This is a genomic window from Niabella aurantiaca DSM 17617, assembly GCF_000374125.1.
Classification (GTDB): domain Bacteria; phylum Bacteroidota; class Bacteroidia; order Chitinophagales; family Chitinophagaceae; genus Niabella; species Niabella aurantiaca.
This window is the reverse complement of sequence record NZ_KB893631.1, coordinates 60,741-74,023: the sequence shown is the minus strand read 5'-3', so window position 1 is coordinate 74,023 and position 13,283 is coordinate 60,741. Positions and strand designations below refer to the sequence as shown.

Below are 13,283 nucleotides of genomic sequence, written 5' to 3'. Positions count from 1 at the left end.
TCAGGAATGGTTAACTTAGCGCCTCGCTAATAAAATAGTACCATTATTTTAAAAATTTTTATTAAATGAGTAAATACAGAGCCGGGGTTTTATTTGGCAAAGAGCTGGAAGACCTCTACAATGACGCAAAAGAAAACCAATTTGCATTACCAGCGGTAAACGTAGTGGGAACCGACAGCGTGAATGCTGTTTTAGAAACCGCAGCAAAAGTAAACTCCCCTGTGATGATCCAGTTCAGCAACGGCGGAGCGCAGTTCTTTGCCGGAAAAGGAATGCCGAACGATAAGCTGCAGGCCAATATTTCCGGAGCGATCAGTGGTGCCCTGCACGTACACAACGTGGCCAAATACTATGGTGTTCCCGTAGTGCTGCATACCGACCACGCTGCAAAAAAATGGTTGCCCTGGATCAGTGCGCTGATCGATGCCGGCGAACAATATCATAAAGAAAAAGGTCAGCCGCTTTACAGCTCACATATGCTGGATCTGAGCGAAGAGCCGATCAACGAAAATATCGAGACCTCTGTTGAATATTTCAAACGCATGGCGCCCCTGGGCATGAGCATCGAAATTGAACTGGGTGTTACCGGTGGTGAGGAAGACGGCGTGGACAATACGGACGTGGATAACTCCAAATTATATACACAACCGGAAGATGTGGCGCAGGCTTATGAAGCACTGAGCAAGGTAGGCAACCTGTTTACCGTTGCTGCTGCCTTTGGTAATGTGCACGGCGTTTACAAACCCGGCAATGTGGTGCTGACCCCTACCATCCTGGATAACAGCCAGAAATTCATTCAGCAAAAATTTGGCACTGCCTCTGACAAACCGGTTTACTTTGTATTCCACGGCGGCAGCGGTTCTGAAAAAGCCAAGATCACTGAAGCCATTGGTTACGGCGCCATTAAAATGAACCTGGATACGGATATGCAATGGGCATTTGCCGAAGGCGTGTTCGATTACTACAAAAAGAATGAAGCTTACCTGCAGGGCCAGCTGGGCAACCCGGAAGGCGCAGATAAACCCAACAAAAAATACTACGATCCCCGCGCATGGCTGCGCAAGGGCGAAGAGTTTTTTGTAAAACGTCTGGAAGAAGCCTTCACCGATTTGAATTGTATCGGCAAAAACGCATAGCTTATCGTTTCTTTTTTATACGGTCCCTGTTCTCTTTGAACAGGGATTTTTTTTGGAGCATATCAAAGCACCCTTTGACGCTTCACCTAACCGGTGCCCTTGCCGGCCACCGGCTGATGACAACATTAACCCCCCCTGTTGAGGGAAACGCCATCGCCGCCGATTAAGCAAAAAGCGGAGCTTATCAGCAGTATTTACCTTTGTGGGGAAACCCCGGTAACTCCGTAACATTAAAACTTCTGTGACGCCGGACCTCAGTGGCAAACCCGGATCTTATCTGATGGTTATGGACAAAACATCAACAGGGGGGCGGGGAAGGCTGCCGGACGGGTATAAAAAAACCGCCCTGAAAAGGGCGGCTTACCATTATAAAAAATTTCAACCCTATAGTGTTTTATCATCGTTATCAGGGTTCTTTCCGTCCAGTACATAGACTTTTACGGGAACCACTCCCTTGTCAGTGGAAGCTATTTTCTGGAATGCAGACCTGCTCAGATCTACCCGGCCTTTCATGTGTGCGGCCATCCGGTCATTTACCACTACTTCCACCTTTTTACCGGTATGCTTGTTTACAACCAGCAAGCGTGTTCCCAGTTTATAAATATTGGAAGCGGCAGTCATCAAATGATCCCAGTAGGTATCACCGGTCGCAGTCTTACGTCCGTTAAAATTCTTACTATAAAATGATGCTTTTGCATTGGTTCCTTCCCCTTTTTGGGAAAAGCCGGTCATGGAAATGACCATTGCGGTTACAAAGATTAAAACTCTTTTCATGTAACAGGTTTAAGTTAAACAATACCTTCCAGAGAATTTGTTTCAGTGGAAGTTTGAACGCAGTGCGCCGGGCGCAAACTGTGAACTTTTTTAGAACAGACCTCCCGGTCTGCTTTACTGAATTACACGAACTGGTTGCCAAACCAGAAACGCAAGAAAGATGCAAAGGTAGTGCATTCCTGACAAAACTCCAAGAAGAAGTACTAACATATGTTCACAAAAAATGCACAAAACCCGCTCCGGAACTGGGTATTGACCGAAAGGCGGTCTCTATTTTTTGAAGATATCAAATACTATAAGTCATTTATAATTAATGAGTAAAAAATTTATTCATTTAATTTTATACAAGATAGAAGCACAAATGAATGACCGCTCCCCGGTTCCGTCATTTCCTGATAATTTTAACATCCGGCAGCTGCTGCGCTAATGTTTTTGACGCGTGAGATGTTTGAACCGGCTAAAGGTTTCGGGCTTGATGTTTAAATAAGAGGCCAGGTATTTTTGGGGAACCCGCTGTAATATTTCAGGATATTTGTCTACAAAACTCAGAAAACGCTCCCTTGGGGTCTGGCGGATCAGGCTGAATTGCCATTTATCTTTCAATACCATGGTATGCTCCGTAACCAGGCGTCCCAGGCGCTCCAGGTTGTGGCTGGATGCAAATACATTTTCCAGGGCATTATAATGCATGCTGAGCACCGTTGCCGGCTCTATGGCATCGATAAAATATTCGGAAGGGGTACGGGTATAAAAGGATTCCTGGCTGGAGATCAGATGCCCTTCGATCGATATCTGTACAATGATCTCATCTTTATCCTGTACATAGTATTTCCGGAGCGTGCCCTTTTTTATAAAGTTCATGTGCTCCTCTATTTGACCTGCCCGGGTAATGATGTCTTTTTTATGGAAGGTTCGCACCTGTATGGCCGGAAGCAGGATCTGCTTTACTTCTTCGAGGGAAAGCGGAACGAACTGCCTTAAAAATGTTACAAAATCATCAATATCGGTCAGGGTCGCATTCATACGCAAATGTAAGCGAAAAAAAAAGGAAGCTTCCTAAATTGTCTTATTAATTCTGTTGAGAAATATTACATGAAATCATTAGATTTGCCACTATCACTTTTTTTAATTAAATCAAAATAAGATCATGGCCCAAAAAATTAAAGTAGCCAACCCGGTTGTAGAGCTCGATGGAGATGAGATGACGCGGATCATTTGGAAGTTTATCAAAGATAAACTGATCCTCCCCTATGTAGACGTGGATATCAAATATTATGACCTTGGTGTTGAGCACCGGGATGCTACGGATGACCAGGTTACGATCGATGCGGCCAATGCGATCAAACAATATGGCGTGGGCATTAAATGCGCCACCATTACACCGGACGAAGCCCGGGTAAAAGAATTTAACCTGAAGCAGATGTGGAAAAGCCCCAATGGTACCATCCGCAATATCCTGGACGGTACGGTATTCCGCGAACCCATCGTGATCAGCAATATCCCCCGGCTGGTCACCAACTGGACGGCCCCCATTATCGTTGGGCGGCATGCCTTCGGCGATCAGTACCGCGCTACCGATACCGTGATCAAAGGAAAGGGCAAACTGACCATGACCTTTACACCGGAAGATGGCGGCGAGCCGCAGACCTTTGACGTGTACAACTTTACGGGCGATGGCGTGGCCATGACCATGTACAATACCGATGAAAGCATTAAGGGCTTTGCAAGAAGCTGTTTCAATATGGCCCTGAGCAAGAAATGGCCCCTGTACCTTTCTACAAAGAACACCATCCTGAAAAAATATGATGGCCGCTTTAAAGACATCTTCCAGGAGATCTACGAAAATGAATTCAGGACCGAGTTTGATAAGGCAGGCATCACGTATGAGCACCGCCTCATTGATGATATGGTGGCCAGTGCCTTAAAATGGAACGGCAACTTCGTTTGGGCCTGTAAAAACTACGACGGCGATGTGCAGAGCGATACCGTGGCACAGGGCTTTGGCTCCCTGGGCCTGATGACCTCCGTACTGGTTACGCCCGACGGCAAAACACTGGAAGCGGAAGCGGCACACGGTACCGTAACCCGCCACTATCGCGCACACCAGCAGGGCAAACCCACCAGCACCAATCCCATCGCCAGCATTTTTGCCTGGACAAGAGGACTGGCATTCCGGGGTAAGCTGGACAGTAACCAGGAGCTGATCGATTTTGCCGATAACCTGGAGGCTGTTTGCATTGAGACCGTAGAGCAGGGTAAGATGACCAAAGACCTGGCCGTTTGTGTCCATGGTTCCAACGTGGCGCACGGTGAGCATTACCTGTACACGGAAGAGTTCCTGGAAGCGATCGATGAAAATCTGAAGAAAAAGCTGAACTAAACGGCTCTATAAACGATCATAAAAAGTGCGCTGACCATGGCGCACTTTTTTATGTTTCTTAACACCTCCTGCTGTTCAAAATTTAATGGCAAAGCCCACAGGAAATTTACAAAAAATGCTATAAAGGATTATTCAATAACCTTGCGATTCTGAACGGCTACAGGATGCTTACCGGTTTGCCCATATGTTGTTCATAAAGCTTTACAGAGCGCAGCAGGTCGCGGGAAGGTTTGCCCGGGTGCTGCGGCAGAAAGCTCAGCCCCAGCCCGATGGCATCCTTCTTCTCCGTCCGTTTCCAGATACCCGTCAGCTTGTGCTTTTCCATCATCACAGGCCGGAAGATCCCGTTGCCGACCGAAGTGCCGTCGCCGTCAAAAAGCAGCCCGCGGCTTTCCGAATAGCTTACGGCCAGCTCGTCATAAGGTGGCAGCAAAAAGGAATGAGGTATTGCCGGTGCAGCCGGCGTATCCTGCTCAAACATCCAGTAAACGGTGTCCCGGATCGTTACCGGTATCAGCTCCTTTTCGATGGCTCCCCATCCTTTTGTAGCGTCGGTTATGGTCAGGCCGCTCCACCAGGCAAAGTCCCTTAGTGTGGCCGGCCCCCTTGTTTTAAAATAGAGCGTGGCAAGCCTTGCCAGCGCCTCTTCTCTGCTGATGGTGGCCGCGGGTCCTACCCTTTTATCGAAAAGCGTATAGGTAAAGCGCCGGCCCTTTCGTTTGCCGCTGCAGATCAGCATTTCTGTTTCCGCGCGGATCTGCAATTGTGTGGCCAGCAGGTGATCGGTCTTTATCCGGCGTTGAGCCAGGCGCTCCATGATCTCCTCTTTGGTCAGGTCTTCCACCTCCAGCTCCTTTTCCAGCACTTTCCGCGCCTTTGCATACAGCGCCGGGGTAAGTCCCGTTTGCCGGTCGATAAACCGGGCTGCTTTTTGGATGGATACAGCAGACAATTGCATCATCCAGCGCACTTGTTCCGTGGTTACAAAATGCCAGGTAGGGCGCAATACATGCAGGCGGATGATCCGGCCTTCATCGACTGCCTCTTCGATCTGCGCTTCACCCGGGTCCTGCATCCGCAGCCCGATCGCCCATTTGGCCATTGCATAGTCCTGTGCCTGGATGATCCCCATATAAGACACCAATGCCTCCGGACTGTGGGGCACCGGCCGGTGAAGCTGCTGGTTGCGGATCCTGTATTGGAGTAGTTCTTTTAAGGTCATTATGCAGGTGTTGAAGTACCTTCTCAAAAATAGAACAGATCCACCGATTTCAGAAATCAAATACGTAACTTTCAGCCGGTACCGATCTGGCTGTTTTAAACAACCATTCATTTTAAACTGATTACCGGCATGCTCAGACCTCTTTTTATTTTTTTGATCTTTTGTACCGGGGCATACCAGCTCCGAAGCCAGCCGCAGTCCGGGCAGCAGGGGAACACCGGTAACGACTGGCTGGTAAAGCCGGTTACCGCAAAAGCGGCGGTTTATAAAAGCAGCGATGCAAAGGAACTGATCCTCGATAACGGGCTGGTGCAACGCCTGTTCCGCCTGCAACCGAACCTTGTCTGCATCGATTATAAAAACAAGATCAACAACCAGCAACTCCTCCGCTCGGTAAAAGCCGAGGCCCGGGTAACCATTGACGGTACCGCATATGAAGTGGGCGGGTTGCGCGGGCAAAAAGAAAATGCCTATCTGCTTCCTTCCTGGGTTGGTCAGCTGAAAAAAGGAGCTTCCGATTTTGAATTTAATACCTATACCGTCACCGATCTTCCCCCCTATCTGAACCCGCGATCCAAATTCTGGGCAACGAACCACCAGGCAGCCACAGGAAAACTCGTACGCTTTTTGTTCCGGTCGCCCCTGCCGGCATTAAAAGGCATTGAGGTAGAAGTGAATTATGCGTTATACGACGGATTGCCGCTGATCGCAAAATGGTTGCGTATCTTCAACCGGTCGGAGCAAACCATTCGTGTAGGGAGGGTGGTGAACGAGATCCTGGGCATGGTAGAAGAAGAGAGTGCAGTGGTAGGCAGTCCGGCGCAGATGAAAAAGCCCGGCGGATTGTATATCGAATCAAACTATGCCTTCAACAATGCCATGCGCTACGACCTGAGCGATCAGACCACACATTGGAAAACAGACAGCACTTACACATCACAGGTAAATTATAATTACAATACCCCCTGCCTGCTGGAAGTATATCCTGAATATGGGCCAGGCATCGATCTGCCGCCGCGCGACACCTTCACTTCTATCCGGACCTATGAACTGGCCATGGACAGTTATGACCGGCAACGCCGCGGTATGGCCATCCAGAAAATGTACCGCACCATTGCGCCCTGGACAACGGCCAATCCCATCTTCATGCACCTGGTCAGCAAAAATGATGACGAAGTTAAAAAAGCCGTTGACCAATGTGTGCAAACGGGATATGAGGCCCTGATCCTGAGCTTTGGCAGCCATATCAATATGGAGAACAACAGCGTGCAGAACCTGGCACGATGTAAGGCACTGGCAGACTATGCCCATAGCAAGGGTATAAGGATGGGGGTGTATTCCCTCTTCAGCTCGCGCAAGATCAGCGAGGCCGATGATGTGATCAACCCCCTGACCGGTAAGACCGGCGGTGCTTTTTTTGGAAATGCCCCTTGCTTCGGAAGCAAGTGGGGTTTGGACTACCGTAACAAGATCAAGCAGTTCTTTACCGTTACCGGGTTCGACATCTGGGAGAACGACGGCCCTTATCCGGGAGACCGCTGTGCCTCTGTAACACACCCGGGGCATAAAGGCCTGGACGATAGCCAATGGCGGCAAATGGAGATCCAAAAGGAATTGTATCACTGGCTGAACAACCGGGGCGTTTATATCAATGCACCCGACTGGTATTTCCTGGATGGCACCAATAAAATCGGCCTGGGCTACCGGGAGGTAAATTTTTCGCTGCCCCGTGAGCAGCAAAAGATCCTGAACCGGCAGAACATCTTTGACGGTACCTGGGAGAAGACCCCTTCCATGGGATGGGGCTTTGTTCCGCTGACCCGCTACCAGGGCGGCGGACCGGAAGCCGTGCTGGAACCGCTTTCGCAGCATCTAAACGATTACGAGCAACTGATGATGCAATATTATGGCGCAGGTGTTCAGGCCTGTTACCGGGGTCCGCGGCTGTATGATACCGAGCAGACCCGGCAAACGGTTGCCGCAGTGGTTACCTGGTATAAAAAGTACCGAAAGATCCTGAACGCTGACCTGATCCATTTGCGCCGCGCAGACGGACGCGACTGGGACGGATGGTTGCATGTAAACGCCTTATTAAAGGAAAAGGGCCTGCTGATGCTCTTTAATCCTACCGGTCAACCCATGAAACGGCAGATCTCCGTTCCGCTTTATTATGCAGGCCTTACCCGGACCGCGCGTATCCGCGAAAAAGAGGGACCTGCAAAAAGCTATACGCTGAACCGGGATTATACCGTAACACTGCCGGTTATATTGCCCCCCAACTCCTACTCCTGGTGGGTGATCGAGTAAGGGCTTTCCTGCCGTTTGCCTCCACAGATCAGTAGCATCCTTTTGCGGGAATATGATGCCCGTCTTGCTTTCGTCAGTGATCTTCAGCGCTTCTGTTGCTATTTTCCCGATTGCGCAAAGCCTGCGTCCCCAACGGCCATTCGCTTCTTCATTTTATATTTATAATACACAGATGCTGCACCTCCCCGGATATTACCAGCCCGGGTTCTGCGTCAGGTTCGTATTTTTTACGATTGCCGAGGCCGGCACCGGGTAGTAATACTGGCGGCCATCTGCATACCAGGTGCGTGTTTGAGTCTTAAACCATTCCAGGTGCTTATCGGCAGTCAGCGTCTGATAATTGGTACTCTTGCCGCCAATGGGCACTTTTGCACAGCCCTTCGGAACTTCAATGGTAGGGCCGCTCTGCGCGCCATCATAGAATACGACATCCGGTGTGCCGTTGTGATCGAGGTCAATGAGGGTATTCAATGCCGGCACATAAATGCCGCTCCATTGCAGGCCGGCCATCAGGTCGCCTCTTTTCCAGCGCTTCAGATCGTTAAACCGGAATCCTTCCAGCGCTAATTCTACCTGCCGTTCGCGGCGGATCTCCAGGATCACCGGGTCGCTGATATCCGGGAAAAAGGTCTGCCTTAAATAATTATCCACCGCAACCGGCTTCTGCGTGGTACCCCCCGTAATGCCCGCCCGCCTTCTCAGCTCGCCGATGGACTGATCCCAATCAGCATCCGTCAGGCTGCCCAATTCTGCTTTTGCTTCCGCAAAATTCAACAGGATCTCGGCAAAACGCATCAGCGGCAGGTTATTGATATTGTATCCTCCGTTATCATAATAGCTGTCATCAAGTGTGTATTTGATCGGCTGGTAACCGGTATAGGTATAGCTGGCAAAATTAGGCGGTGCGGCAGCTCCGTTCCGGCTGTATCCCGGCGTACGGATCAGCTGGGCCAGGCGGTAATCCCTGCTTTGACATTCCTCGTAAAACGTTTCTGTATTGTAACCCGGGCGGCTGGTATAAGGGGTGCCATCAACATTCAGTATCGTATTGATGAACGGGCGTACCAGGCTGTACCGCGGCCCGTAAGTAGCGGAGGTCCACCACCAGTTCGCATCTCCCAGTATTGCCAGGTCCTTACTCAGCACCACGGCCAGCATCACCTCCGAGGTAACCGGTTTTTCTGCAATGAACAGCTGGCGTTGGGAATCCTGTGGCCCCTGGCCTTTATAGATGGAATAGGGGCCGTTCTTCATCAGCTCATCCGCTGCATCCACTACCAGCTGATAGTATTTGTCCGCAGTGCTCACAAGATTCAATTCCGTATGGTATTTCCGGAATGAAGCTTCATATAACGCGGCCCTTGTCTTGAGCCCCAACGCTGTCCATTTGGTAATGGTAGATCCGTCGGAAGTTTTTACACTGATATTCTGATACGCAAAATCCAGGTCTTCAATAATGTGGTCGATGATCACCGTCCGGGAATCGCGTTTCCCATACAGCAGGTCGTCATCGTTGATCTGGAGCGGCTGGTCGATCCAGGGAACATCTCCGAACCGGATCAGTTTGTCCAGGTAAAAATAGGCCCGGAAAAAATGGGCAATGCCCAGATAATTATTTTTAACTGCCTCGGGTACATTGGCGGTTGCGCAATTTTCTATAAAATAATTCACATTGCGCAGGTTGCCCCAGTCCCAGCCACTGCTGGTTTCCGCGGAGTAAGCCCCCGCCTGTAAGAAGCCGTTCAGGGAGTTCACAGCACCATAATCTGCCATTGCATCCAGTTCATAGGCGTTGGTTCCCGATGGCAACATATTATAGAAGGAATAACTGTACGTTTTCAGGCCCATTTCACTTCCAAAAACTTCTTTAGCTGTGGCCGTAGCTTCAGGCAGCTCGTGCAATTCACAGGAAGTCATTCCAAGGGTCGCTATCAGGAAACTATAAAATAACTTTTTCATTTTTTTTGCTTAAAAAGTGATCAAAAGATTCAAACTATAACTTTTCATGGTCGGGTAATTGAATCCGTCGCCGTACCCGCTGCTGACATCCGGGTCAGAATTGCCGATATTGGTCACGTCGATATCCCTGGTCCTCTTGTATAGCGGCGACCAGGTGAAAAGATTTTCACCGGATAAGCCGATACGTATCGCCTGCATGCCCCATTTGCTGATCCTGTTTGCGGGGAGGCTGTATCCAAGCTGTATATTCTTGAGCCTTGTATAGGCTACGTTCTGAAGATAACGGGTCTGTATGGTTTGCTTCAAAGAAGCGTTATAGCCCGCATAGCGGGGGAAATAGCCACCGGGATTTTCTTCGGTCCAGTAATTGTTCAGATGCCAGACGGGCAGGTTGTTGTAAGGACGGTTATATTGGCCCCAGAAGATCGATTCATTGCTCGGATACCAATCCTGCTTTCCTACCCCCTGCACAAATGCAGAAAAATAGATCTGGTTCCAGTCGAGGTTCACATTAAAGCTATAAAGATAACGGGGCGTCTCATTCCCGATCACTTTCAGATCGCCATGTTCGAAGATAGTATTATCGCCATAGTCGATCACACCATTTTGATCCAGGTCTTCAAAGCGAAGGTCGCCCGGATAGATCTTACCGGAGTTGGAAGATTTTATGAGCGGTTGTTTTGGAGCATTGTCAATTTCCTCCTGCGACTGAAACAGGCCCTGGGTTACATAGCCCCAGATCTCGCCCACTTTCTTGCCAACATAGTAATCGCTCAAACCTCCGGTAGCATTGTAGAACCGGTCGATGGTGGCGCTGTTATCCGCAAGCGTTGCCTTAAGGCTGTAGGTAAAGGGCTTCCCTGCCATTTCAAAGAAGTTGCGATAGGCCAACGAAACTTCAAACCCCTTCGTGGTCAGGTCTGCGTAGTTCCCCTTGGGAGAGCCGGTACCAAAAACATCCGGCAACGTTTGCCCTACTGTGTACATGTTGAGGGTTTTGCGGATGTAATAATCCGCGGTCAGGGTCAGTTTATCCTGCAGGAATGCCGCGTCCAGGCCATAGTTGGAGGTACGCGCGGTTTCCCAGGTAAGATTGTCGGGGATCACACCGGGCGCACTGGTCACCGGGTTTTTATTCCCATCCAGCACCCTGCCGGAGGTCGAAAAGGAAAATTGTTCCAGGTAGGCATACGGATCGATATTTCCGTTGCCCAGCGCTCCGTATGAGCCTCTTAATTTCAGGTCGGAAATGACAGACGGATCGATGTGCCAGAACTTTTCCCTGGAGATCCTCCAGCCTGCTGAAACCGAGGGGAAAAAGCCCCATTGCTCATTCAGCGGGAATTTTGATGAGCCATCGTAGCGGCCGTTTATTTCCAGCAGGTAGCGTTCGTCATAGATATAGTTCAGCCGGAAGAACAGGCCGGAGATCCGGTACCGGTTATAACCTCCGGTAGCGGTTGTTGAATTTCCCAGCGCCAGGTTGATATTCTTTGTATCTTCAGAAAGCAGCCCGGTTTTGGTAATGTATTTTGAATCATAGTTACGCTGCTCATAATTATAGCCCAAAAGCCCTTTCAAATAATGACGGGCAAACCGTTTTTCATAATCCGCATAAAGATTTGCTGTTAAATAATTCCACTTTTGGTTGGCATTATAAATGTTATCATTTGAGGAAGATTCCAAAAACTTTATTTCTCCTTCTTTTACGCTGTAAGGCACGGGCACGCGTACCCGGGTAAGCTCATATTGCTGGGTACGAAAGGTAAAATCACCTTTAACATGAAAGCTGTTATTAAAGAACTTCGTTTCAAAAGCGGTGGTGTTGCGCAGGTTGGAGCCGGCATTGTTCCGCACATTTTTACCATACACAAAATCGCCCACGGTATAGGCTGCCGAATAGCTGAAGGTACCGTCGGGGTTATAGATGGGCGAACTGGGATGTCCTTCATCCGCAATATTTCTCCAGATAACGCCTCCTTCCCCGGCAGTGATCGGATCGCGGTAGGTATAATAATAGTAATCCAGGCTATTGGTGACCTTCAGCCAGTCAGTTACCTGCAGTCCCTCTTTTGCCCGGAGGCTGTAATTTTTATAGATGTCCGGGTTAAAACGGTAAATGCCATCGCTCTTAAAATAGCGGCCAGAGAGGTAGTATTCCATTTTATCGGACTTCCCGCTTACCGACAGGTTGTGCTGCTGCGTAAACGTTGTATTTTTCATCAGGAAGTCGTAATAGTCTTCATTACCGTAATAAACATAGTTCCCGTCCTTATCCACGGTTATGGGTTCGTTAATACCCTGTTCTTTTCTTTTCTTAAACTCTTCAAGCCAATCCAGGGTAAATATCTGGGTCTTGTTCAGCTTGCTGGGCACGGAGGAGTAGTTGTTCCAGGCATTATAGGCTTCAAAAAAATGCGCTGCATATTCGTACCCGTCGGTAACAAAATCGGGTCTGGAGGTTTGTTTCTGAACGGAAGCGCTTCCAGAATAGCTGATCACCGACTTCCCTTTCCGCGCACTTTTGGTTGTAATGAGCACCACTCCGAATGTTCCTTTTGAACCATATACGGCTGCCGATGCTGCATCTTTCAGCACCGTAACGGATTCCACATCATTCGGATTCAGGGTTGAGGGATCGCCTTCGACACCATCGATCAGGATCAGGGCGCTACCTCCCTGGCCGATGGAAGTGGTACCGCGGATATTATAGGAAACGCCCCTGGTAGGCTTGCCATCCAGGGGATTCACATTCAGGTTGGGGATCGCTCCCTGCAACATCTGCGAAATGGAAGGCTGTACCCTTCCTTCCAGCGCTTCTCCTCCAAGCTGGTCAACGGCCCCTGTGAGGTTGATCTTCTTTTGTGTTCCGTACCCCACCACAACCACGTCGCTCAGCTGATCTGCAACCGGCTCTAATGTATAAGACAACTGCAGGGTCTGCCTGCCATCGTACCGGACCGTCTTTATGGTCAGCGTCTGGTAGCCGACGGAGGATACCTCGATACTGTATATTCCCGGGTTGAGCCCAGAAAACGAAAAGCGGCCCTGTCCATTGGCAATACCCTGCTTCGAAGAAGTACCGTTCCTGTCTTTTAATGTGATCGTGGCATTGGGTACGGCGTTGCCGGCGCTGTCAATAATAATACCGGTGATGGATGCGCTTTTATCCTGGGACAAACAGCACAGTGCGCTACATAAAAATGTACATAAAAGGCAAAATGCCCGCATACAGTTTTTAAAACTTGTTTCCCTGAACATTTTAATTTTTTTTGGTTTGATAAAAAATGATCTGTTCCACGAGCGCCGGGAGGCAGCTTCTTTTTTTATTATGATCCGAGGTTGTTTTCTTCGGCGGCAAAACTATCGTCCGTGTCATAAAATCGGCCATGCATTGCGTTAATAAATTATGTTGTTTCTGTTATCATATGAACAAAACATTAAGGATGCCCGGGTCCCGTTTTCCGTTCCGGAAGGCATAGCTTTTGTCCAAAACACCGGCGGC

At 49.2% G+C, this 13,283-nt stretch carries 8 protein-coding genes; 3 read left to right on the top strand and 5 right to left on the bottom strand.

Annotation, left to right across the window (positions count from 1 at the left end):
- Positions 1-65 precede the first annotated feature (65 nt).
- Positions 66-1,136 (top strand): class II fructose-bisphosphate aldolase, encoded by a 1,071-nt coding sequence (fbaA, locus tag B160_RS0111685; protein WP_018628099.1) that lies wholly within the window; start codon positions 66-68, stop codon positions 1,134-1,136.
- A gap of 384 nt (positions 1,137-1,520) precedes the next feature.
- On the opposite strand, the gene B160_RS0111680 is transcribed toward fbaA, so the two are convergent.
- Together B160_RS0111680 and B160_RS0111670 are read right to left on the bottom strand one after the other, a co-directional pair.
- Positions 1,521-1,910, bottom strand: a complete 390-nt coding sequence (locus B160_RS0111680; RefSeq protein ID WP_018628098.1) for a septal ring lytic transglycosylase RlpA family protein — start codon at positions 1,908-1,910, stop codon at positions 1,521-1,523.
- A gap of 423 nt (positions 1,911-2,333) precedes the next feature.
- On the bottom strand, positions 2,334-2,933 hold the full coding sequence (locus tag B160_RS0111670; RefSeq protein WP_018628096.1) for a Crp/Fnr family transcriptional regulator: 600 nt from the start codon (positions 2,931-2,933) through the stop codon (positions 2,334-2,336).
- 124 nt (positions 2,934-3,057) lie between these two features.
- Here B160_RS0111670 and B160_RS0111665 point away from each other — a divergent pair, with 124 nt between their 5' ends.
- The gene (locus B160_RS0111665; protein ID WP_018628095.1) at positions 3,058-4,290 is read left to right on the top strand and encodes an isocitrate dehydrogenase (NADP(+)); all 1,233 of its coding nucleotides are present in this window, start codon (positions 3,058-3,060) and stop codon (positions 4,288-4,290) included.
- 157 nt (positions 4,291-4,447) lie between these two features.
- On the opposite strand, the gene B160_RS0111660 is transcribed toward B160_RS0111665, so the two are convergent.
- Positions 4,448-5,512, bottom strand: coding sequence for a winged helix DNA-binding domain-containing protein (locus tag B160_RS0111660; protein WP_018628094.1), 1,065 nt, complete (start codon positions 5,510-5,512; stop codon positions 4,448-4,450).
- Between the two features lie 129 nt (positions 5,513-5,641).
- Between B160_RS0111660 and B160_RS0111655 the strand changes: the two genes are divergently transcribed.
- The gene (locus B160_RS0111655; protein ID WP_018628093.1) at positions 5,642-7,819 is read left to right on the top strand and encodes an alpha-amylase family protein; all 2,178 of its coding nucleotides are present in this window, start codon (positions 5,642-5,644) and stop codon (positions 7,817-7,819) included.
- A gap of 192 nt (positions 7,820-8,011) precedes the next feature.
- On the opposite strand, the gene B160_RS0111650 is transcribed toward B160_RS0111655, so the two are convergent.
- Positions 8,012-9,778, bottom strand: a complete 1,767-nt coding sequence (locus B160_RS0111650) for a RagB/SusD family nutrient uptake outer membrane protein (protein ID WP_018628092.1) — start codon at positions 9,776-9,778, stop codon at positions 8,012-8,014.
- Positions 9,779-9,787: 9 nt separating this feature from the next.
- Positions 9,788-12,958 carry a SusC/RagA family TonB-linked outer membrane protein gene (locus B160_RS0111645; protein ID WP_245562196.1) on the bottom strand — a complete coding sequence of 1,057 codons (3,171 nt, stop codon included), beginning with the start codon at positions 12,956-12,958 and terminating at the stop codon, positions 9,788-9,790.
- Between the last annotated feature and the right edge of the window lie 325 nt (positions 12,959-13,283).